The sequence below is a fragment of the Bradyrhizobium sp. SZCCT0231 genome, from assembly GCF_018130245.1.
Taxonomy (GTDB): Bacteria; Pseudomonadota; Alphaproteobacteria; order Rhizobiales; family Xanthobacteraceae; genus Bradyrhizobium; species Bradyrhizobium japonicum_F.
Genome location: NZ_JAFCKP010000014.1, coordinates 131309 through 153516 on the forward strand (window position 1 = coordinate 131309; position 22208 = coordinate 153516).

The following is a 22208-nucleotide window of genomic DNA, read 5'->3' on the forward strand; positions in this document are numbered from 1 at the left end:
AGAGCAGAGTCCAGCGCGAAACCGTGTTCGCCGCGCTTGAAGTGCTTGACCTAATCCCATCGGAGGGTGAACAATAAGGAATATACACCTATCCCGAGTGCCATTTATGACTTTCCAATTCGACCCAGAAAAGCCACTCGACGAGAACGTGGCAGCATTCAAGACCCACGTGTCAGCACTTGATCCGGAATGCGCTGCCATTCTTTTTGATAATCTGGACGTTCTGCTGGGAGACGGTGATCCGACCCGGATGCGAGCCCGCCGCGGGGAATTCAATGCTGCCGTCGTCGAGGCGCTCGAAGCGCTGCCTGCGCCGATCGAAGGCAAGCCATGACGCGGTACTACCTGTGCGAAATATCGGTCGAGGGTTTCCGCGGAATTAACAACGACGGCGACCCCCTCGTCATCAAGTTGAAGCCCGCTGCGGTGAACTCGGTCGCTGCTCCAAATGGAGTCGGGAAGACATCGATATTCGAGGCGATACACTTCGCAATCTTTGGGACAGTGCCTCGTCTCGCGAAGCTCCAGGCTGCGGAACGACCCGATTCGTACATCATAAATCGCTTCCATCCCTCCGGCCATGCGGTGGTTGTCCTGACGTTCGAGCCGGACGACGGTTCGCGCAAGGTCGTGATCAAGGTCGAGAGGACGAGGACCGGGGTGCGCACGGTTAGTTCGCCCTCAGGCCAATCCGATCCAGAGGGATTTCTCAAGAGCTTGCGCGAAGACTTCGTGCTAGTCGATTACGCAAAATTTGCGGAATTCATCGACGCATCAGCGTTGGAGCGCGGGCGGTCATTCGCATCGCTTGTCGGGCTCAGCAATTACTCTGGTCTGCGGCAGGCGCTTGAAGGCGCCGCCGACACGCGGACCCTTAATACTGACTTCGACATCAGAAAGATTGAGGCAGAAATTACGGCGCGTGAGCGCGAAATGGTGGAAGCGTCCGCACGTGCTCTGACGGCATACGCTGAAATCACCGGCCAGACGGCGGCAGACCTCAACGATGTCGAGGCCCTGTGCAAGACCGTCTCATCCGCGCTGCAGGGCCTCGAGATTTTGAAATCGGTTGTGGGGTCCCTCGACGTGCGGCAGGTGGATTTAGCTGCGGCCGAGAAAGTGATCGAGAAAGAAGAAGGTGGTACAGGTCGGAAGCGGCAAGTCGAACTACGACAATCGATAACTGATCTGGGCAATCTCGCACCCGCCGCTTCGGAACAGACGGAACGGGCTGCGCTCGTGAAGGCCGCAGCTGATCGCGATACGGCCCTTGCCAAGGTCGGTAGCCCTCTGCTTCGGGAACTGTACGAGAAGGCCAGGGTAGTTATCGACGACGCGGGATGGCCTGACCCAAAGCGATGCCCGGTGTGCGAATCGACACTGACGAAGAATTTGGCCGAGCACCTTCAAGAGCGCATCGCGCAATACGCCGCCGCCGACGCTGCGAACGAGGCAATCGAGACAGCCATCCTAGCTGCCGCAAGTATCGCCCGGTTGGGACGATTGGAAACGGCGAACACGCTGGCGGTGCCCGTTGCCGAACGTATGCACGCGACGATCATGCAGGCAGCGCGCAGTCACTCACTGGCGACGGCAGAGATCAACACGGTCTTCGCTCGGCTGGAAGAGCTTGAGGCCAAGCGAGAGCAAGTGCTCTCTGGTGTACGCACTGAACTTGCGGAGATCGAGAAGACTCTCCCGCCGTCCCTCGTCGCCGTGGCGAGGACTATCGCGAACGTCAGGCAGTTTTGCGACGCGATTAATTCGTATGGTAAAACCGCAACGGCTCTGGCGGAGCGTAAGCGAGCGCTGGCGCTCCGTGAGCGATGGCGAAAGTTTATTGGGTCGGCTGCGCAGGTCTTCAGCGCTGCGGAAACGGGGCTCGCAAATACGCGGATCGCTGGCTGTGAGACCGAGTATCAGGGTCTCTTTGGATCACTTGTTCGCGGCGGCCCCGATGTCCGGCCGACGCTTCAGCGCGCTGCGGGAAGTGAGAATATCGACCTGACTCTCGCAAATTTTCACGGACAAGCCAATGTCAACGCCCGCGCAGTGCTTTCGGAAAGCTACCGCAATGCGGTGGCAGCGTCGATCTTTCTTGCGTCTGCCACGCGCTACAAAGGAGCGCCGCGCTTCGTGATCCTTGATGACGTGACGTCGAGTTTCGATGCTGGACACCAATTTAGTTTGATGGAAGCGATCCGGACAAAGCTGCAACAGCCGGCGAATCCGGACGGTTTGCAGTTCATCATTCTCAGCCACGATACGGCTCTAGAAAAGTACTTTGACAGGCAGAACGGAACAAAAGACTGGCACCATCAGAAACTGCAGGGAATGCCGCCGGTCGGACGTGTGATGATTTCCGCGCAAGAGGCGGATCGACTGAAAGTACTTGCGCACAGCCAACTGAGTGCCGGACAGATCGATCTGGGAGCGCCTTTTCTGCGCCAATATCTCGAATTCAAGCTCGGGCATATTATCTCGAAGCTCGAAATACCGTGCCCGCCAGACTATGCCACACGTGGCGATAAGAGGACGCTATCGACGTATCTCGATGCCATTATAGACGCGGTGGATTTGTATCAAGCCGCGAACCGTTGCGTACTGACGGCCGCGCAAATCAACGACATCAAGAATACGCACGTGCCGTCAATCGTCGGCAACTTCGTGAGTCATTACGAAACCGGAGCTGGCACACCATTCAACGCCCATGCACTGTTGGGGGTGCTTCAGGCGATCGATGATCTGGCGGATTGCTTTACGTGGCAGGACACCGGGGTCACACCGCCAGTGAAGCGATACTATCGCCGTCTCAACGCACGCTGAGCTAGGCGAGAAAACGCCTTATTCGCTTCTCAACTTCCTGCAGGTCTTTTGTTTCGCATTCCCAGATTGTGAGAACAGACCAACCCATCGACTGGAGCGCTGCTACTCGCTCGGCGTCCCGCTGCTTGTTGCGACTGAGTTTCGGGGTCCAATATTCGGTGTTCGATTTCGGTCGCCGGGAATCAAGACATCCCTCACGATCATGCCCGTGCCAGAAGCATCCGTGGACGAAAATCAATTTGCGCCTCGGGCCGAACACCAAATCGGGCTTGCCCGGAAGGTCCGCCCGATGGAGGCGGTATCGATAACCTAAACGATGCACGAGCTGTCGCACCGCCAGCTCGGGCTTCATGTCCTTGCTCTTGATGCGCCGCATGTTTTCGGAGCGGCGTTCGGGCGTCAGTTTGTCCATAACGCGAGACTCTTCCCGTTGGGTGCGGTACTCAAGTGAAAAAGGTCCCGCTGATTCGCGGGCATTGGGCGCAGGGACCGGACCTGATGGCGCAAGATACACCGTTTGGGCAGGGCACGCGTATGCGTGTGCTGGAGGGCTATTTTGCCGAGGCGGGCGAAGTCACCGAATCGAACGCGTGGGAGCACGTGTACCGGTGCCTTTTGTGGATGAACGTCGGTGCGGGTCTCGCGCACATCTACGATTCCAATCACATGCAGCCTGGCGGTGTCTTCCACAGCCGCGCCGTCCGCTTTACCGAGCTGCTTTGCGAGCGGTGGAAGATTACACCGAAAGAACTGCCCGACTTAATCGATATTCTTTTCAAAGGATGCGTCGCCGAGTTGAAGCGGCGGCAGGCCGAGGAGCCGATAGACAGCGAAACTGAATCCGAGTTGATCTCGGCCGTCCAAGGGGTGCTGCGCGGGGAGGGCCTTGCGGACGACAAAGCCCTCGCAGTCTCTCGGAAAATAGAAGTGCTGAGCCGCGACTTCTTCACGATCGGGAATAAGCGGAAAAATGCGCTTGGCGAAGGGCTAGAGGATCTGCTGCTGATCCTTCTGCAGCGCGTGTCTAAAGTCCCCATTGAGAAACTTGCGCTCCGGCAACCGGTCTCAAAACTGCCGGGATTCCGGCGTGCGCCACCCCCGCAAAAGGGTGAGAAGCGCAAACGCGAACCTCATCCAGATGTCGCGATTGTGGAGGGAAAAGTAACGCACGTCATCGCAACAGCGAAATGGTCGATGCGGCAAGATCGCGAGACGCAATTTCAATCGGAATACGCCTCATTCCAAAGGAATAAGGTGCAAGATACGGAATTGACATATGCGCTGATTACAAATGAATTCGATATTGCGCGCCTTAAGAACGTGGCGAAAGCCATGCCTGGTAGCGAGGGCGGATACATTTTTCACAACATGTATCACGTATGCTTACCGCTTCTTCGAGAAACGCACGGCGAGCGGTTCAAGGAGCTTGAGCCGTGGGTTGGAACCGGCAAGCTCCAGTCGCTATCCGACTTTCTCACCGACATGCGGGGCCGGTATGGGGAGCTCTAATTGCCGGGAGTGGGATGCCGCGAGTTTATCAGCATCGCTCAAGATAGCTGAAATCGTGCGGCCAATCGCTTGGGCAAAGAGTGGGGGAACAGCATTGCCGATTTGGCGGTAACGGCTGTGGCGGTCGCCCGCCAGGAAGTGATACGTGTCGTCAAACGAATGCAATCGCGCAAACTCGCGAACGGTGAGTGCGCGCGGTGTGCCATAGTGAAAAACGCAATCCGCTTTCGTGTTGAGCGTCCAGCTGAAATAGGCTGGGTGGAGTTTCCGGTACGCGAAGAAGTACTTTCGGCTCAAGGTCTCGCGGCCGAGTTCCGGTCCCCATTTTTTCCCGGAGAGATAGCGGGCCGCAAGCTCTTCAGGGAGATCGCGGAAGTTTCCACCTTGGGGAATGCTGCGCAAACGCTTGACCGTATCTTCCCGTATTGAGGGAACATCCGCGTTGAAGAGTTCTTTTGCTTTACCGCGGCGTGCCCGTTGATACGCCGAGGTTGGCGCAGCTTCATACTCAATCGGATCATTCGAAGGCTTTCGCACAAGCTTAGCGTTAGGGCGCAACCATGTGAGATCACCGATCGCCTGCTCGACGGTCACAAGTGCGACGGATGCGGGATCGAGCAATTTCGCCAACGAGCGCACAGTCTCGGGAGACTTCCGGTGGCGATACGACCAGCGGCTTCCGGATGCTTTCCGGTCGAGAATGGGAATCGAGTTCGAAAAAGGGCTCTCCGGGAAGCGAGGTGCAATCCCAAGATCACGGCGCACGCCAATGAAAAGAATTCGCAGCCTATTCTGCGGTACGCCAAACGCAGCCGCATCCAGCACCCTGCATTCGACGCGGTATTCACCGTCAAGCGTAAGATCCTCAAGAATTTGAGCGCGGACCAATCCTCCGGCGAGGTTTTCGAGACCAGGTACATTTTCCATGACGAACGTACGCGGCCGAAGTTTGCCGATGACGGAAACGTAATCCCGGTAAAGCCGGTTTAATGGATGCTCGATAAGCCGGGCGTGATTGCGAACCTGTGAGAAGCCTTGGCACGGCGGCCCGCCGATGATTACGTCGAGTTCCTGCGTGCCGACTGCGGCAAATATTTCTTCCCGAACTTCGCGGCGAGAGATATCGCCAAGGATGAACGCGGTGCCGTGCTTGCGATGGTTGAGATCGTACGTCGCGCCTGCTGAGGGGTCTATGTCGGTAGCGGCGACGGTATGAAAACCCGCCTGCCGGAAGCCCTCGGAAAAGCCCCCGGCGCCGGAGAAAAGATCAAGGCAGAACAGTGCGTCTTGATGGGTGCGGGATACGGTCTCGGACATCGTCCCGGCCTCAATCTTTCTTCATGCCGCGCACAGGCATATCCAAGGGCAGCTGAAGGCCCTTACTCTCTTCTTCAATCAGCCGCTCTACCGCGTGCCGAATCAGCCAAGACACAGAGACCTTCTGCCGCTCGGCCATGAGCCGGAGCAGGCGGCCTTGTTCTGCCGTCAGCGTGGCAGTCGTGCGGGGCTTCTTCGGGAGGGCCAGCTTGTTCATCGAAATGCATCACATTGCAGCGTGATGATGCATATCGTCGCTATGCAATTCAAAACAATTCCTGAACGAACCCCAGCTTTTTAAAGCCTGCGATCCCGAAACACCTCCAAAATTTGAACGCAATAGAACATATAGTGAACACTTGGCTCCTGTCAAATCGGCGTTCGATAACCCAACAGTCGCGCGGTCGATTGCAGTCCCATGGGTCTGGGAGGGGCCCTCTTTGTCGCAGTATGGCGTGAGGGGTCGGGTCGCTGTCCGCCAGGAACGTGGGGGCTTGTGAAAATAACTGCCCGCTTTGGTCTGCCGCGAGCACGATCCTCAACGAGCGTGGTTTCCAACCAGATATGATTGAAGCGGCGCTCGCGCATCAAGACGAGAATGAAATCCGCCGCGCCTACATCGCGCGACGTATTGGCCGGAGCGTGTCAAGCTCCTACAGTCGTGGGCCGACTTGCGCGATGAGTTCAAACAGTTGGCCGTGCATAACCGCAGTGCGGCTTGAAATGAGCAGACCAAGCGGAAAAAGTGTCCGCGACTCCATTGGAATCGCTTGTTAGGCCGAATCGCGCATTTTAGGTTTTCCGACTGGCCGAACGTTTATGTTGTGGTTCGCGACTCCACAACCAAAAAGCGTTAGAGTACACTTACCGGCCTAAGCCGATTTAGGCCTATCGGTATTCGTCATGGCAACCACGATACAATCCTCATTTGAGAAATTTAGATCGAATTTAGAAATCTCCGACCTCCAAGCTACGACGGTATCAACGCGGCAGACCAATGTGAGGAAAGTCGTAGAAGACGGAATGACCGTCCTCGACAGCTTTCTGACCGGATCATACTCCCGCTCGACGATGATCGCGCCCCTTAAGGAGGCCGACATTGATATCTTTGTCGTGCTCGATGCGAAGTATTACCACAATTACAATGGGCAAAATGGCGGACAGGGCGGGTTGCTCGATCTCGTTAAGCGAACACTGCTTAAGACGTATACCACGACGCCTGCAATCAGCCGCAATGGTCAAGCTGTCACGATCCGCTTCAGTGATTTCATGGTTGATGTAGTCCCGGGGTTTTACCGGGAAGGTGGGGGATTTCTGATACCGAATTCAATCACGAAGACTTGGCTACCTACTGATCCGAAGAAACACGTGGAGCTAATGTCGGCGGCGAACGAAGCTCACAATGGAGACCTCGTCCCGCTAATCAAAATGATCAAAGCGTGGAACAGAAGCCACAGTGCATACTTTCGGTCGTTTCATCTTGAGGTCTTAGCTTTGCAGATCCTAAATAACGTCACAATTTCCAATTTCTCGTCGGGCGCGAGGTACTATTTTGAGAAAGGAATAGATCTCATCAAGAAGCAAAATGTTGATCCTGCCGGTTATGGGGACGATGTGGGGCGCTATATTACTGGAGCAGATGTAGAGGAGGCAGTACGCAGATTTCAGTTGGCCTATGACAGGGCCATAAAGGCCGAACAGTATGCCGCGAACGGCAGGATAGGCGACGCAGTTGAGATGTGGATAAAGAATTTCGGAGGGTATTTTCCCGCATATGGCTGAAGAAACTGAAAAGTCTGACACCAGTTGGTGAGCGATACTTCCGTCCGCTTCTTGTCGCCGAGAAGACGCTGGAAAGGGTGAGTGCCGTTCTGGCAAAGCTGTCAAAAGGGCGACGCATCGCCGGAGATGAAGGAGGGAATGCTAGAATTGTCTAATGGCTTATACCGTCACTTCTGCTTTCAACACATTCTACGACGCAATCAATCTCGGTGGTGACCATCGCGAGACAGCGAATGCGCGGCGTGATCGCCTTGTGCAGCTCCTCAGCAATCACTTTACGATACTTGACGCGTTCTCGATGGGATCGATTCCCAAGTTCACGGCCCTCAGGACCCGATCGGATTTGGACGTAATGGTCGTTCTTCACTACGGCAAGCATATTCAAAACAGAACGCCGTCGGCGGTCTTGCAATCCGTCCGAGATAGCCTCGCGGGATACCGCACCGGCGCCAGAAAGAATGGCCAAGCGGTCACACTCTATTATGATACGTGGCCCAATGTGGACATCGTGCCAGTTGCACGTTTTGTCGATGGGAATGGCACCGTTACTCATTTCACCGTGCCCGACTCAAACAGCGAGACGTGGATTGAATCTCGCCCCAAGGAATTTGCGGATGCCATCGAAAACAAGTCGTCGTCGTGCGGAGCCAATTTTCGTCGCATCATCAAAATGGCCAAGGCCTGGAACGCAGCACATAGCGAGTATCTAACCGGGTATCATATCGAGGTACTGGCGCTCCGCTGCTTGGAGGGAAATCTCGACGAAACGCCATGGCAAATGTTTAGGTTTTTTGAGAATGCACGAGCCCTGGTTGCCAATTCGCTCTGGTACGATCGCAGCTATGCCGATGCATATCTATCCTATACAGATCGGCAGGAAGCGTTGAAGCGCTTCGATAACGCGATTTCGACGAGTCGCGAGGCGTGGTACGCTACTTATGGCGCGAACAATGACCACCAGAATGGCATCCGTTTATGGAGACAGGTTTTCGGCAGCGACTTTCCAACCTACGGATAAGCAATTTACATGAATAACATTCCCGAAGTTCAGAACCAGGAACCGCAGCAGCGCCTGCTTTGGGCTAGGCGAAACCTATATACGACTGGTAAGCGGATTTTATCTGCTCAATTGATCTTGACCCTCGCCATCCCTATCCTTGGCTCGATCTTGTCGATTTGGCTCACTGCGTTGAAGCCGTACGTTGCGTTAGTATCGCTAGTCATCGCAGTGCTTGACCCAACGATCTTTGACCGATGGCAAAAGAAGATTCGAAGTCAGGCGGCGCGTCTGCAGGAACAATTCGATTGCGCGGTCCTCAGCCTTCCCTGGGATGAATTTACGGCCGGACGTCGCGAAGAATATGAGACTATCCATCAACTCTCAACCAGCTTCGATCCTCATCATCCAGATCCAAAGTTGTTGGATTGGTATCCGCAGATCGTAGGTACGGTTCCGTTGCATCTCGCACGAATTATCTGTCAGCGGACCAATCTCTGGTACGATGGAAAGCTCCGGCGGCAATATGCTGGATGGGCACTGGCCCTCACAATCGCATTAACGTTCTTACTATTGGGAATCGCAATCTATACTGGATTGACAGTCGAATCATTTGTGGTGAGTGTGCTTGCTCCCGCATCGCCGATTATCATATGGGGACTTCGCGAGCATTTTCGACAGAGAGATACGGCGGACTCTCTCGACGGGCTTCGACATGCCGCCGAGGCGCTGTGGGAGCGCGGACGTTCCGGGGCCTGCGCGGAAGAAGAATGCACGCGTCAATCGAGACAATTCCAGGATGGCATTTTCGAGCGTCGCAGCAGCAGCCCACTTATTTTCAGCTGGATCTATAACTTGCGCCGTAACACGCTTGAGCAAAGTATGAATAAAGGGGCAGAGGAATTGATCAGGGAGATCACTGTCAACACTTTGGCAACCTAGCGCCACATGCGCGCGGCGAAAGCGCGCTCTTCCGGTCCAATGACATCGCCATAGATCGCGGTCGTCTTCAACGATGCATGCCCGAGCCATCGTTGCACGAGGTGCGGCGGGACGTTCGCCTGGAAGGCGCCGACGCCGAAGGCATGTCGGAGGCCTTTGGGCATTGCAGGCGTTCCATATATTCCCGAGGCTGCCATGACGGATTTCACCTTTCGCCAGGCAGTGGTGCGGCTCCAACCCCAGATTTTCATGCCAGCAAGCGCTGGGTCCAGCTGTCGGATGCGAATACGGTATCGCTGCTTCAATTGACCGACGAGCGGTCGTGGCAGCGGTATCTGTCTAAACTTCCCGTCTTTACGTTGTTTGAGAGTCTCAATCGTTACCGAGCTACTGTCGAGGTCAAAGCTCGACGGCGTAAGTGCTAAGACCTCTGACAGGCGACCACCAGTTGCGGCCAAGAGAACGCAGAAAAGGTGGACATCCGGCGGAGCCGCTTTCGCTGTGCGGATGAATCGTCGAAGCTCCACCGCGGTGAGATATTTCCTGGCACCGGACTTGTCATGGAGGCTCATACCAGAGAGGGGACTCCGCTTACGCAATTCGTATTCAAGACGTTCCTCCGCCGCTGAAACAGAATAGCCAATAGTGTTGCAACAGAAAAACGCACCAGCAGCGCGATCTTTCGAGGAGTGTTGCGATAAGCTACGGAAATCAGAGTCATATTTTGCGCGTAATGCCTTGGAAAAATCCAAAGCTGAAACACTATTGGCTATAGTGTAACGCATCGCATTGCCCAGGACCGAGAATTGTCTCGGCCAACCTACTGAGGGGCAACGCAATGTACATTCCCGATCTCATCCCCTTGTCCCACGCAAGTGCTGGAGGCCATAGCCTCCGCAAATCGATCGTCGCCGCAGTGGTGGCGATCACAATGGCGTCAGTTCCGAGCGCTCGCGCCATCGGTGCAGTCGACAGCTGCCTCCAGTGCAATACGACCGGCACCGATTGCGCCACTCAGTGCGGTCCGATGCGTCACCACAGTCCGAATGAACAGCGGCCCGTGATGATCGCAGTCAACGCAGAGCGACCACTAGTCGGTAAAACTCGAACATACACCGACGATAGGGGACGCCCGTTCTGGGTGACCTATCACGGCGATGGGACCATCGCGGCCCGCTCGGCGAACGGAACGTCGTCCGGCGGTACGTGGCAGATTGAAGGAAATCAAGTCTGCCACGACTACAACAACCCAAATTGGGTGCGAAGAGCGTGCAAGCCTCTCAAGTAATTCAATCGAGAGAGCCCTTGCGTCTCCCTTCCTGCGCAGAGGTGACGCAGAGTCGGTCACACGCCGCTGCAAGCAACATCGAGCTCGACGAACATGACATTGAAGTTCTGCTCGCGAGCACGGAGTTCAAGGCGTTCCTGGCTGTCCCAGATGATTTCTTCCCGGTTGCGGTCCTTCCCGAACGCCTCCGGCGGCTGTCCCCGAAGCATCGCCTGCTGGTCTTGACGGCTCCCGTCGCCGCCAAGATCGGAGAAAAGCACGCTGATGTCCTGTCTGCGGACTACCGAGCGATCAAGACGCTCCTGTGCGATGGCCATGTGCTCGCCTCGAAGCGGGACGCTCCCGATCGCCTCACACTCTTCGGAAAGGACGAGCATAGCCGCAGGTGGTGTCTTGTCATTGCGTTGAGTGACCGTCAACCGTCGGCACGTGTGGTGACGTTCTTTCGGATGAGAAAAAACGTCTACCGTCGACGCGTCGCTCTCATTCAATCGACTCGTCCATTCGTAAGGTAATAGATCGCGAGAAGGAGCCAGAGACCGCCTACCATTAAAAGGAAGCTAGTGGCGACGTCGAATAAGCCCTCCGCTGATCTTTCGCTCATCAATTGGTTTCGAAAGAGGCGCGATGAGATCCACGGAATAATATTCCGCCTTCGATTCGTGTAGAGATTCATGTATATCGCAACTAGGAGCGCCCCGATCAACAGCCCCGAAAGTGGTTGCCAGTAAGTGACGAGGTAGGAAACGATGGTGTCCATAAGTAGTGGTTATTGTTAGTGACAAATAATTTGCTCTACTTATTTGGTGGCGCAGCGACCAGCTGTCCGCCCCAATTCACTACCGCGCCGCTTGGCGTAAACCTATCCCGTAAATACGGCTTACTTCTTAGTGCGATCTTTTATTGCTAATATGGCTACGAGACCAAATATTGCCAAAACAACTAACGCGTTACGCGATAACTCCAAAAGAGCCGCATCACCTATCCCAGAAAGGATTAACTCTCTAACGGATACCCCCCATATGACAATTAAGACCGTGTAACTACCTAAAATGCCCCAAGCCAGCTCTCTCTTCTTGCCGTACCACCTCCACTGACAATACCCGTAAACTGCGACCGAGATGCCACTTAGGAAGGCCGCTACATAGATAACGAAGGCAACTGTTGGTATTCCTAGCATATATAACTGTTTTTAATGCGGAACTATCGCGTGTAATTCAGGGGCTACAGGAAATATTGTACCACCTGGGTACGTGACCGGTGTAGACCCGCCTTGTCCCGCCTTCGATGAATAAGTAGTTCCGGCGTTCGAGTAGGTTCCGCTACTGTGCGTCGCATAAGACGTTTGAGGCATTACTGCGTGTGAAGAATTGCCGCATGAAGAGCCGCACACTCCACTAACTGTAGGTGAATAGAGATTATTTACCATCGTCGGCGTTGCTAACGCTGAACCAATTCCCGACTGGTGCACGGTCGCTTGCGTACCCCCATCCAAATCACAGTTCAGCAATGTGCAACCAGCTTCAGAAATGAGGCTGCTAGCTAGAATTATTTTTCCGACTGTTCCCCAGCTGGGCGGTGGAGTAATTGGGCCTTCAGGCAAATCACTGCGATACGCGTTTTGCTGTACCATTTCTTGCAATGGGCCAAATCCAGGCGCTCCGTCCGCGCTATTTGAATAGGCTGTGTATCCCGTAAAAAGTGCCGTTCCTATAGCGGTGCCTACGATGGCGTCGAATGGTCCAGATTCGGAACCAAGGAAGTATCCAGTCCCATAGGAAATTGCAGCTGCGGCCTGCTTCCCGTTCGGATCGCTCTTAGTGATCGGGTTACCGTCGGAATACGAATAGGCATTCAACGACTGCGGGTCTCTCAGAAGTTGGCTTGAACTAAGGAAAACGGGGTCTTGCGAGAGGAACTGTCCACGCTGCGAATCATAGTACCTGGCATTCAGATAGCTTAGACCGCTTTGTTCGCTGAACTGCCCGATGAACTTTCGTCCCTCCGAGACGCCCGCCGTGTTCGTGTCTACGCGCGTCGCCCCGTAGGGGTAATAGTCCAAAAGTTCCGAAGCCGTGCCCGATGCATCGGAAATCACACCGGTCGAACCGAGATTGTCGGGATGAATGAAATGCAAGATCGGCGTGCCGGTGGCAGTCCCACCAATGATCCGTTGGTCCACAGTTGCTAGCAGCGTATCCCCAGCAAACGCATATTCGGTACTGGTTGCCGTCGTGGTCGCGCCGGTCGTTGTGGTGAGGCTATAGAACTTGTTGGGGTAGAACGTCGAGGTGCTGCCACTTATCTGTGAGACGCGACTGCCGAACGCGTCATATCCGTAATTCGTCGTCACGCCGCCCACAACAGATTGAACCATTCTGTTTGCGTAATCATACGAGTAGGTCGTGGAAGTACCGACCGCAGTCACGTTGCCATTCAGATCGTATGTGTACGTTGTGGTTGCGCTGCTGCCGGGGTTTGATGCGAACGCCGGAATGCTGAAATAATTCGCGAGCCAATGGCTGGTCCCAGGTATTGTCCAGTTGAGCCCGATCGACCCGGCAGGGGAGACGGGGCCGTTGCTGTCCGCGTAATACAGCTTCCCGGACTGTTGCTGACGGATCGTGGTGTTCGAGCCCGCCGTTGCCGTCCCGGAGATGGACGGCACGCCGACCAAGACGCCCCATGAGTTGATTCCAGATGTTGTCGTGGTCGCCTGGAAGAGCGACACAGCCCCGCTATCGCTGAGCGGATTTCCGCTGCCGGAGGCGTCCGGCACGCCGCTCTGCTTCACGCCGGTGTAGGTGCTTGCGACGGCATACAGGATGCACGATGCGCTCGCAGACACCACTATATTGTGCGTGCCTTGCGCAGGAGCGAAGCCGTAGTAGGTCTTCAGAGCGCCGCCGATCGTGGTCGTGTTGCGAACATAGTATCCGAAGTCTGAGAGGGCAGAGCCGTTGTCGGTAACGCCGGTCACGGTATCACTCGTGCACGGGGTCGTTGTCGCTTCCGCAACCGCGATAACAATCAAGCCATTCGTATTGTTGTTGGTCGTATGCGAGAAGGTGAGGGAAGAAGCCGGGACGCCAATGCCAGAGAGCGTGCTGTTGTCGTATGCAATGGTTGGAGCGGAGGCGCCGGTAGTCAGGACGGTTTGCGTGACTGCGTCGGGATTTGCGCCGCTTCCGCCGCCGTAGGTGTACGTGCCAGCGGGGCCGGTTGTCATATTGCCGAGCAAATCGTATGCGTAGGTCTGGTTGTACGAAGGAAGATATCCGCCGGTTGAGGACGCGGAGGTGAGGCGGTTGAACGCGTCGTACGCGTACGTAATCTGTTGGCCCAACGCTGTATCCGAGTTGTCGGCACGCGACACAATGTTGCCGGCGGCGTCGTACCCGTAGCTCAAATCCTGGAGCTTCACGTTCCGTGTGGTGGTGGCGGACCCTGCCGAGAACGGATACTGCTGGCCGGCACCAGCGTTGTAGAGTTGAGAGATGTCGACGGACGACAACGCCCGGTTCCAAACTGCTACTTCGTCAAGTTTACCGTCCCAGTCGTTGCCGATTTCGCTGTTGGTGTTGTTACCGACGAAGAAATCTCCGGATGGCGTTCCAACTGAATTTCCACTTGAGCTTCCAACGGAGGCGCCGTTGACGAAGAACTCTATCTTTCCTGTCGCAGCTGTGTACACGGCGACGAAGTGATACCACGTGCCGGTTGTGAATGACTGGGCGACCGACAAGCTTCCGCTTCCAAGCGCAGCTTCAAGCTTCGGGGTCCCCCCTATGTTGCGCCACCACAACCGATATTGTTGTCCCGAAACGCCAAAGATGCCGAAGATTGATCCGGACGAATAGCTCGTCACTTGGGAGCTCGGATTGAGCCACGCCTGCACGGTGAAGTCGCCCGTTGGATACAAGCCGCTTGGAGAGGATTTTAGGAAGTACCCGTTCGTGTGGCCAAAGCTCCCTGCGTTGTTGAGTTTGCCAGCCACATACCCGCCTCCCTGAGGGGAGAGCGAGTTTGAGCCCACGCTATCCGACGCGTGTCCGCTTGATTCGTCGAATTTCCAATATGAGGCAAGGCTGCTCGTGAGTGTCGATGATATCGGGTACGTCGTGGTTGAGGCCGGACTCTGCGTAAGAATCTCCGAAAGTCGGTACAGAGCCGCTGGATTGTATGAATACGTCGTCGATGCGCCCGAAGCGAATGCGATTAAGCCCAGCTGGTTCGTTGCTGCGTAGTTTAGCAAAGACGCCATGCGGGTCGTCGTACCGGCGTTCGTTCGACTCACTCCGTTCACGAGCCCGGCAAGGTTGTATCCGTAGCTGAGCTGAGAGCCGTTTGCGTTGGTCACGCTCGTGACGTTCCCTTGGCGGTCGTACGCGGATGAAAGGTCGTAGGCGACCCCGCCAATCGTCGTCGTCGCCCCTGTTGTCCGGCCGAGCACATCGTATGCAGAGGAACTGAGGGCGGCGGTCGATGAGGCACTGCATAGACGGCCGATGCCGTTCTGGCAGGAATCATATGTGTTGGTCACCTGCGTCCCGTGCCCCGTCCAGCTCTCGGTCAAGGGTCGATTCAGGGCGTCGTACGTATGCGTGGTCGTCTGGCTCTTCGGGTCAGTCCGCGAAATCTCGTTGCCCTGATCGTCGTATGAATATGACCAGGTGCCAAAGGAGCCGGCGCCGGAAGCATGAAGGTCCTCCGCCGAAAGACGATTGCTAATGCCGTCATAGGTGAAGTTGCGGATATTACCGAGCGCATCGGTAATCTTGATCAGATTGTTGGCGGCATCATAGAGGTAGTTCGTCGTGGCGTTAGACGGTGAGATATGTTCGACGACCTGCGCGAGGTTGCCGTATGCATCAGTTGTGTAATCCTTGACGTTCCCATTGGGATCGGTCGTCGTCGTACTCCACTTGGCATATGCATTGGTCGTGGTGCCGACCGCCGTTCCGATCATTGTCTTGCGCCCGAGGGGATCGTATGTGTACGTTGCGTACAGTGTGCGCGTCGATGTTGCGGAGGTGTTGCTGCTTCCCGAGGAGAAGTAGGGAAGACTTTGTGACGCGAGAAGACCCGCTGTGCTGTACGTTGAATCCGTAGTCGTATACGTACCGCTGTTCTCTGACGATTTGCGCTCCTGGATGAGGCGAGAAAGGCCATCGTAATAGTCGAACGTGTCGGTGGTCGTTGCGGACGTGAGGTAGTCGCTTTCGTGCACGGACGGTGGGGTGGTCGTGCTGTCGGTAAATTGGAACGTGGATTTTGTTACGAGAGACGATGGATTCGCGACATCGGATTGATCAATCTCGGTTATGCGACCGACGCCATCAAACAGTGTCTTTGCAATTGCGCCGTTGGGGTCGGTTGATTGTTTCGGTTTGCCGTTGGAATAGTTGTACGCATATCCCGTCGATTGTGAGAGTGTGTTCGTCGAAGTTGCAGGATAGAGATTGAATGAGTCGTAGCTGTAGGTGGTGGCGTTGCCGTTGCGATCGGTAGACTGGGTGACCAATCCGTACGAGTTGTACGACTTGGTTGAAGATGCATAGTGCGTACCGGAAACCCAATCCTCCTGACGTGTCTGATTGCCCGCGCCAATCGAGCCGAACGGTAGGGTGTCGTAATACAGCTTCGTGTCGGTGGTCGTCGCACCAGTGTTGTTGAGCACCGTCTTTTTCGTCGGGACACTCAGATTGACCGAGCTGCTCGCGGCATACGTGATAAGTGTCGTTCGTGAATCACCAGAGACGTCGGTGAATGTCCCATCGGAGTTCCCCGTCACTTCACCGTAGTTGTCAGTCTCGATGAGGTCGTCCGTCGTGGAAGAGTATTTATAATCCGTATCCTTATCCCGATGACTTCCATCGCTTGCGTAGTCAAACTCCAATTGTCTTCCGAGCGCCACGAAGGTGCTGCTCGCGTGTGGGTACGCGTCCCAGCGGTATAGAAACTTTTGGACGGCCGTACCAGCAGGGGTGAAAGTCTCCTTGCGAAACGGATGATTGATTTGCGCGAACCCGTCGCTTTGCTCGCCCAGTGATGTCGTGGTGGCGTCGCCCTGATTAAAGTACGTGACGACGGTACGATCCGAGCGTGATTCAGTGGTCGATGCGAATCCGCCGAATTTGCGATCAAACACATTTGTTGGCAGGTATTGCAGACCGCCAGAGTAGGAATAGTCGGTCTCTTCGTTGCTGCCACGGCCGTCGTGGTTGATGAGCTTTGTTACCGTGAGCAAGGAATACGGCAGCTGGGGGTTTTTGCTGGATTGTGCGGTGTATCCGTATGTAACAGTCGTACTGCCGCCTTTGGGTAACGTGACGGTTGAAAGGGCGTCTTGGTCCATCTGGCCGTTGCCGGTCCAGTTTTCATATTCGTCGTTGCAGAAATTGCCGCTACTCGATGACGTTGTGATCGTTGCGGGGAACGTGTACGCGGTTGATGTCGCCCATCCGTGACCTGTGTTGAGGAAGGCTTGACTGTACGTGGCAAGCTCTGCGGCCGATCCACTGCCGCTATACGAGTGGATCATGTCAGGTAGGCCGTCGCCGTTCACGTCAAAGAAGCGAATGCCACGGTCGTAGTATGAAGTCACTCCGAGATTGGTGAAGGCGAAGAGTGTCGAGGTGGAGATGGTCCAAGCGGGATCGGCTGTTGTGTTCCAGCCCCTGCCATTGTTCAGAAGCGCGTACGTTTTGTTAGCATCCGAATATACCCAGTCGGCTAGGCCATCACCATTGACGTCGAGCAGCTGGGAGTTGGTAGGAGTTGATTCGACGGACGTGGGGAAACTTTGCGCTGGAGCGAAAATCGTCGTCGTGCCGGCATTCCATCCCGACCCGTTCGCCAGGTATGCCGTGGGGCTGAAATAGCTGGTCACCGATTGCTCGAAGGAGGGCAATCCCGTGCCGTTGACGTCACCAAAGATGCCGGCTGTCAGGCCGTGAATACTACCTGACCCGTCCTCGCCGAAGGTTGGGATTGTGCCGGTGGCCATGCTTGTCCAGCCATAGCCGGTCGAGGTCGCATACGTGTTGAGGTACAGTCCGGTTGTATCAGCACCTGTCGTGTAATTGTGAAAACTGGTGACTACGTCGGCCTTTCCGTCTCCATTTATGTCGAGAAAGCGGACGCCGCGTTCGTATATGAGTGCAGGTGGCCCATTCGGGCAACTTGCACTGGAAACGCCGGAGGACCAATAGTCAGGTGCGGCACTGACGTTAGCCGTCCATACAGATGGAGGACTCGCACCGTCCGCAAGGACGGTCCCGTGCGCCTGACCAAAACTATCTACATAGAAAACGGTCGTGTCATTGATCCCGTTGCCGTTCACGTCGGTGACGACTTGTGCGGGGCTCGTTATTACTCCGCCTCCACCGCCTCCGCTCGGCCCCGGCGTGTAGAACGGAGTTGTGGTGCTGTCGTATCCGAAGAGTGTCGGCGGCAAAGTAGTCTGCGTCCCGGCGTCGTTCCAACCCGTCTCTTGGACCGACGAAAGCAAGGAACGCGTTCCGTTGTTTCCGACCGTGTAAGAAAGATTGTATTGCCGAACGTTGCTGCCGTTGAATGCGGCGGTGATCGACGATATGCGATAGCTAGTTGTTTCCGCGAAGCCGGGTCTGTAACTCGTAACGACATCGCTGCGCGTTGACGTCGCGATGGTTATTGTTGCCGGTCCATCTGTCGATCCATTGCCGGTGTATATGATCTGATACGGAAAAATCTGGTTGCCGTCTTTGTGGTACGTATACTTTATGTAGTTGCCGTTGGTGTCGCGCACCTCTTCGAGCATCCACTTATAGACATTGCTCGGGCTCGTTGTTGCGCTCTGCTCACTCTGGCTGCTCGCGCCAAAGAGATAGCGCGTGCCGTTCTTGTCGTACATCGTCCAGGAGTTTGTGGACGTTGCGTACGTGTATGAGTGGAACGATCCGTCATCAATGCGGGCACCATACGTGCTTATCTGCGAGTTTGTCGTCGTTGATGTTACCGACAGCGGATATGCGAGGCCGCTACCGCCGTTGTAGAGCTGGGAAATTTCGGTAGGCGACAGTGCTCGGTTCCACACCGCCACCTCGTCGATCTTGCCGTCCCAGTCGTTTCCAATCTCGCTGTTGAAGTTATTGCCGACGAAGAAGTCGCCGGACGGGGTGCCCACGGAGTTGCCGGTCGAGCTTCCAATCGAGGTTCCGTTGATGAAAAATTCAAGCTTTCCAGACGAAGCGGTGTAGACGGCGACGAAGTGGTACCACGTGCCCGGGGTGAAGGATTGAGCGACCGAGAGGCTGCCGCTTCCCGGCGCGCCCACCAGTGTCGCTACTCCTCCCACGTTGCGCCACCAGAACCGGTACTGCTGTCCCGAGACGCCGAGGATGCCGAACAAGGAACCGGAGGAGTAACTCGTAATGTTCGATGCCGGATTGAGCCAAGCTTGCACGGTGAAATCGCCGGTAGGATAAAGGCCACTCGGCGAAGTCTTGAGGAAGTAACCCGCGCTTCCGCTGTGCGCGGTACTCCCGGCATTGTTGATCTTGCCGGTTGCATATGTCGCAGAGCCTTGCGGCGTGAGCGCATTCGATCCGGCACTGTCGGACGCATTTCCGCTCGACTCGTCCAGTTTCCAGTATGAGACGAGGCTGGCCGCGACTGATGACGTGCTGACGGTCGAACTGGTGCTGGTTGAAAGAGGAGCAAGCTCGCCGTCGAGCGATGAGGCGAAGTACGCATTCGGACCGTACATATCCTGCGAGCCGGTTTTGTTGAGCCGCTGGATATATGGAATTGAGAGCGACCAGCCATAGCCAACGATACTATCTTGGTCGGTGTTCTGACTGTTGTAGTCCAATGACAATGATGGTTGTAGCCCATTGCGACCGGGCGGAATATCGATCGGAATATGTTGAGTGAAGGCACCGGTCGCCCCGTCGACCCTTGCGGCCGTTGACTCTGAGGTGAAAACCGCTTGCCCGGACGCGGTCGGCGGCGGCGGGGTTGTTGCGAATGCGGGACCAACAGGGGAAAGGATTGTAATGCAGAAGATTGCAAGCGCGCCGGTCAGTTTAGGAAGGGAAACGTTTGAGCTTGTGTATGTGTGCGACCCCATGGAGAGAGTGAGACGTGGATAGTCGTCATGAGACTTATTGCCATCAGCGTATCATGCTCATTCCGTCCGAGTTAGCGGTAGTGTGGACAGCGCAAAGCGCGCGCCGGTTCTCGCGTGCCGCAGTTATCAACACCACGATCGAGGTGTCACACCGTTCGATGATACACTACCCCCAAATGGGTATGCGCGTTCTTGGTCACCGCAACGGCGAACGATGGAGCATTGCAATCGGCGTGATGATCGCGGCTATGAGCATGGGAACGGCCCTCGCAGACACAACGAGCTCGGATGCAGTCACGACATCGACTTCGACAGATGCGACAATTGCGACCGTTGATCTCTCGACAGTGACTGCAGATACGACAATAGCAACGCTCGACGCGAGCAGCTCGGCCCCCGGAACGGCCGATGCTGGCTCGACGACGGATGAAACCAAGGAGTTGGTGTCGGACGCAACTTCCACCAATTCCGACGCGTCGGAAAGTGCGAGCACGTCGACGCCAATTCTCTCCGGCGATACCGGCACAACCAGCACCGAGCTCGACGGCGGAGCATCAAGCACGACGGAGCAGGATACGACGAGTTCTGCTACTTCGACAGCCAGAACGACGCTCGATATTGCAACGAGCAGCGAAGCGGTGAGACTTGACTGTCCCATGGCCTATACCGCCGATTTGTACGACACGCCTTCCGGGCACCTCGATCCGGGCTACTCACTGGATACGGGTTTGGGAACGACGACTGGACAAAGTGCGCACAAAATCGGTACGCAGTCGTGGACCGTCTGTCACGATGCCGAAAGCCACACGTACGAGTTCAAGATCGCCCCGTCCGACTATTCCGGTCTAGACCAACCGGGTGCGGAGATGATCCGGGAAACGGTCACAAAACTGCCCGTTCAAACAGGCGTCGCTTCAATCTAGGAACCCTCGCGCTGCGAAGGTCGAGAACCTGTCTGGTCCCTGCCTGTGCAGGGGGTGTCAAGGGTATACGACCGGGCGCTCGATACCGCGAAAATCAGGAACCTATATCTCGCGGAGGCGTCCGCATATGGGCTTGCGGTGAGATAGGTGAATTGTCTGCCCGGTAGCTACCCGGTCTGTTACGTGCCGAAGTGTTGTCGTATCGCCGGTATCAGGAACTGCTCAATGCGCTCTATGCCCTGACATGCGATGTGCGTTGCGTCCCGCTGAAATGATGCAAGACCGCAAAGTCTCGTCTCTACCTCTCCGTATGAGCCGTCAGTCCCGACGTTGAGATACATGCGCCAAAGGCCACCTCCGCTTGTGCCCCCGAACGATTGGGGCAGGCGACGGACATTGTAATCCATACACTCCAGCGTCATGACGCCTTTGTCCCGGGCTACAACATGCCCTGGGGTCAAGACACCTTGCATCGGAGTTGTAACCAAGCCGCCGCCGCGAACCGGCTCGCCGGAAAACTCGTCCACCAGGCCGAACACCGCATCAACGTGGGCATCACGCTTTGGCTCGCCGCTTGTGAACTTCTTGTAGTTCAGATCCCAATTGAGAAACACGCATGTGGCGTTCAACGTCGCGACATCGCGTTCTGGAAGCCGCGTGAAGGCGAGGTCAACAGCATCTGGATTCGACCAGCGTGGTTCGCCCACGTTTTCCTCTATGTACAAAGTCTTCGTGCCGCCGAGCATCAGCTTCTGCATTTGAATAGTTTCGTCTCTGCTAAAGCGCAGCAAGCCAATCTCTGTGCGTTCCCTGAAAACTTCTGCAACATGAGCGCAGGTGAGTATCCCGCTAACCTCACCGATCGTAACAAGTACCCCCGAGCCCAAGACACGTGGAGCGGGCGGGTCGTTCAAGACAAACCCGACCGTGTACCGCCGCGCGTGAGGCACCAGAAGATCGCTCGCGTCGCTTGTCATGTTCACTTTCGCGGGGCTGTTCGGCTTTTCGATAACGTGGGTTGGAAGAATAGACCGGGAGGCAAACTGTCGCCAGCACGACATCGGCCACAAGGTCAGCCAGCACATATGCCGCTACATCCGGCATGTGGCGGCGGCATGTGGTGGTCCGACTGAAATTCAAATGTATTCACAGTACCTTACGCCTCCACGCTTCCTGCCGCTGAACCCCGACTTAATATGGCCTTCCAGCCATATTGCTCGGCCTCGCGGCCTCGCTCCAAAAAATCATGGTGCCCCCTAATCGCTCCTCACTACCTGCTCTACTGAGCCAGGTAGGTATCGTCGCTTCTTTAGGGGAGAACATGGACGTAGAGCTATACGAATCGCTCTGTTCCTTTTGACTTTGGCAGGTTGCCCATTCAGACTTGGATATCCGATATTGATGCGAGTTTGTGCGCACCAGTTCGAAATGTCCTGTGCAAAAATCTCTCGAAACTAAAATGATGAAGTCGAGCGAACTTCGAATCGTTGACAGTTCTTTTGCGTTTAT

Annotated in this window: 14 protein-coding genes; 7 read left to right on the plus strand and 7 right to left on the minus strand. The window is 55.7% G+C overall.

What is annotated here, in order from left to right:
* Positions 1-106: 106 nt before the first annotated feature.
* Positions 107-334, plus strand: coding sequence for a hypothetical protein (locus JQ566_RS26435; protein ID WP_212377839.1), 228 nt, complete (start codon positions 107-109; stop codon positions 332-334).
* Positions 331-2826 carry an ATP-binding protein gene (locus JQ566_RS26440; RefSeq protein WP_212377841.1) on the plus strand — a complete coding sequence of 832 codons (2496 nt, stop codon included), beginning with the start codon at positions 331-333 and terminating at the stop codon, positions 2824-2826. Before JQ566_RS26435 ends, JQ566_RS26440 begins: the two co-directional genes overlap by 4 nt.
* A 1-nt stretch (position 2827) precedes the next feature.
* Here the strand turns inward: JQ566_RS26440 and JQ566_RS26445 are convergent, their stop codons facing one another.
* Positions 2828-3238, minus strand: a complete 411-nt coding sequence (locus tag JQ566_RS26445) for a very short patch repair endonuclease (RefSeq protein ID WP_212377843.1) — start codon at positions 3236-3238, stop codon at positions 2828-2830.
* A 35-nt stretch (positions 3239-3273) separates the two neighbouring features.
* Between JQ566_RS26445 and JQ566_RS26450 the strand changes: the two genes are divergently transcribed.
* On the plus strand, positions 3274-4335 hold the full coding sequence (locus JQ566_RS26450) for a hypothetical protein (protein ID WP_212377845.1): 1062 nt from the start codon (positions 3274-3276) through the stop codon (positions 4333-4335).
* Here the strand turns inward: JQ566_RS26450 and JQ566_RS26455 are convergent.
* Both JQ566_RS26455 and JQ566_RS26460 read right to left on the minus strand, forming a co-directional pair.
* On the minus strand, positions 4288-5652 hold the full coding sequence (locus tag JQ566_RS26455; RefSeq protein WP_212377847.1) for a DNA cytosine methyltransferase: 1365 nt from the start codon (positions 5650-5652) through the stop codon (positions 4288-4290). The two genes, JQ566_RS26450 and JQ566_RS26455, sit on opposite strands and share 48 nt — an antisense overlap.
* A 10-nt stretch (positions 5653-5662) precedes the next feature.
* Positions 5663-5869: a ribbon-helix-helix domain-containing protein gene (locus tag JQ566_RS26460; protein WP_212377849.1), complete on the minus strand. Its 207-nt coding sequence runs from the start codon at positions 5867-5869 to the stop codon at positions 5663-5665.
* A 686-nt stretch (positions 5870-6555) separates the two neighbouring features.
* Between JQ566_RS26460 and JQ566_RS26465 the strand changes: the two genes are divergently transcribed.
* The 3 genes from JQ566_RS26465 (at position 6556) to JQ566_RS26475 (ending at position 9373) form a co-directional block, all read left to right on the plus strand.
* On the plus strand, positions 6556-7434 hold the full coding sequence (locus tag JQ566_RS26465; protein ID WP_212377851.1) for a CBASS oligonucleotide cyclase: 879 nt from the start codon (positions 6556-6558) through the stop codon (positions 7432-7434).
* 154 nt (positions 7435-7588) lie between these two features.
* Positions 7589-8452 carry an SMODS domain-containing nucleotidyltransferase gene (locus tag JQ566_RS26470; protein ID WP_212377853.1) on the plus strand — a complete coding sequence of 288 codons (864 nt, stop codon included), beginning with the start codon at positions 7589-7591 and terminating at the stop codon, positions 8450-8452.
* Between the two features lie 9 nt (positions 8453-8461).
* On the plus strand, positions 8462-9373 hold the full coding sequence (locus JQ566_RS26475) for an S-4TM family putative pore-forming effector (protein ID WP_212377855.1): 912 nt from the start codon (positions 8462-8464) through the stop codon (positions 9371-9373).
* Here the strand turns inward: JQ566_RS26475 and JQ566_RS26480 are convergent.
* The 3 genes from JQ566_RS26480 to JQ566_RS26490 all read right to left on the minus strand — a co-directional run bounded on the left by JQ566_RS26480 (position 9370) and on the right by JQ566_RS26490 (position 19776).
* A complete protein-coding gene (locus JQ566_RS26480) occupies positions 9370-10158 on the minus strand; it encodes a tyrosine-type recombinase/integrase (protein WP_212377857.1) in 789 nt (262 codons plus the stop codon). The two genes, JQ566_RS26475 and JQ566_RS26480, sit on opposite strands and share 4 nt — an antisense overlap.
* Before the next feature lie 559 nt (positions 10159-10717).
* On the minus strand, positions 10718-10978 hold the full coding sequence (locus tag JQ566_RS26485; RefSeq protein ID WP_212377859.1) for a hypothetical protein: 261 nt from the start codon (positions 10976-10978) through the stop codon (positions 10718-10720).
* An 875-nt stretch (positions 10979-11853) separates the two neighbouring features.
* The gene (locus JQ566_RS26490; RefSeq protein ID WP_212377860.1) at positions 11854-19776 is read right to left on the minus strand and encodes a LamG-like jellyroll fold domain-containing protein; all 7923 of its coding nucleotides are present in this window, start codon (positions 19774-19776) and stop codon (positions 11854-11856) included.
* A 53-nt stretch (positions 19777-19829) separates the two neighbouring features.
* Here JQ566_RS26490 and JQ566_RS26495 point away from each other — a divergent pair, with 53 nt between their 5' ends.
* Positions 19830-20699: a hypothetical protein gene (locus JQ566_RS26495; RefSeq protein WP_212377862.1), complete on the plus strand. Its 870-nt coding sequence runs from the start codon at positions 19830-19832 to the stop codon at positions 20697-20699.
* 179 nt (positions 20700-20878) lie between these two features.
* On the opposite strand, the gene JQ566_RS26500 is transcribed toward JQ566_RS26495, so the two are convergent.
* Entirely contained in the window at positions 20879-21457 is a 579-nt protein-coding gene (locus JQ566_RS26500; protein WP_212377864.1) for a hypothetical protein, read from the minus strand.
* Between the last annotated feature and the right edge of the window lie 751 nt (positions 21458-22208).

Coding starts and splice junctions, on each gene's coding strand:
- JQ566_RS26435 (WP_212377839.1), top strand. CDS start 107: ATGACTTTCCAATTCGACCCAGAAAAGCCACTCGACGAGAACGTGGCA.
- JQ566_RS26440 (WP_212377841.1), top strand. CDS start 331: ATGACGCGGTACTACCTGTGCGAAATATCGGTCGAGGGTTTCCGCGGA.
- JQ566_RS26445 (WP_212377843.1), bottom strand. CDS start 3,238: ATGGACAAACTGACGCCCGAACGCCGCTCCGAAAACATGCGGCGCATC.
- JQ566_RS26455 (WP_212377847.1), bottom strand. CDS start 5,652: ATGTCCGAGACCGTATCCCGCACCCATCAAGACGCACTGTTCTGCCTT.
- JQ566_RS26460 (WP_212377849.1), bottom strand. CDS start 5,869: ATGAACAAGCTGGCCCTCCCGAAGAAGCCCCGCACGACTGCCACGCTG.
- JQ566_RS26465 (WP_212377851.1), top strand. CDS start 6,556: ATGGCAACCACGATACAATCCTCATTTGAGAAATTTAGATCGAATTTA.
- JQ566_RS26470 (WP_212377853.1), top strand. CDS start 7,589: ATGGCTTATACCGTCACTTCTGCTTTCAACACATTCTACGACGCAATC.
- JQ566_RS26475 (WP_212377855.1), top strand. CDS start 8,462: ATGAATAACATTCCCGAAGTTCAGAACCAGGAACCGCAGCAGCGCCTG.
- JQ566_RS26480 (WP_212377857.1), bottom strand. CDS start 10,158: ATGCGTTACACTATAGCCAATAGTGTTTCAGCTTTGGATTTTTCCAAG.
- JQ566_RS26485 (WP_212377859.1), bottom strand. CDS start 10,978: ATGGCCATCGCACAGGAGCGTCTTGATCGCTCGGTAGTCCGCAGACAG.
- JQ566_RS26490 (WP_212377860.1), bottom strand. CDS start 19,776: ATGGGGTCGCACACATACACAAGCTCAAACGTTTCCCTTCCTAAACTG.
- JQ566_RS26495 (WP_212377862.1), top strand. CDS start 19,830: ATGCTCATTCCGTCCGAGTTAGCGGTAGTGTGGACAGCGCAAAGCGCG.
- JQ566_RS26500 (WP_212377864.1), bottom strand. CDS start 21,457: ATGCAGAAGCTGATGCTCGGCGGCACGAAGACTTTGTACATAGAGGAA.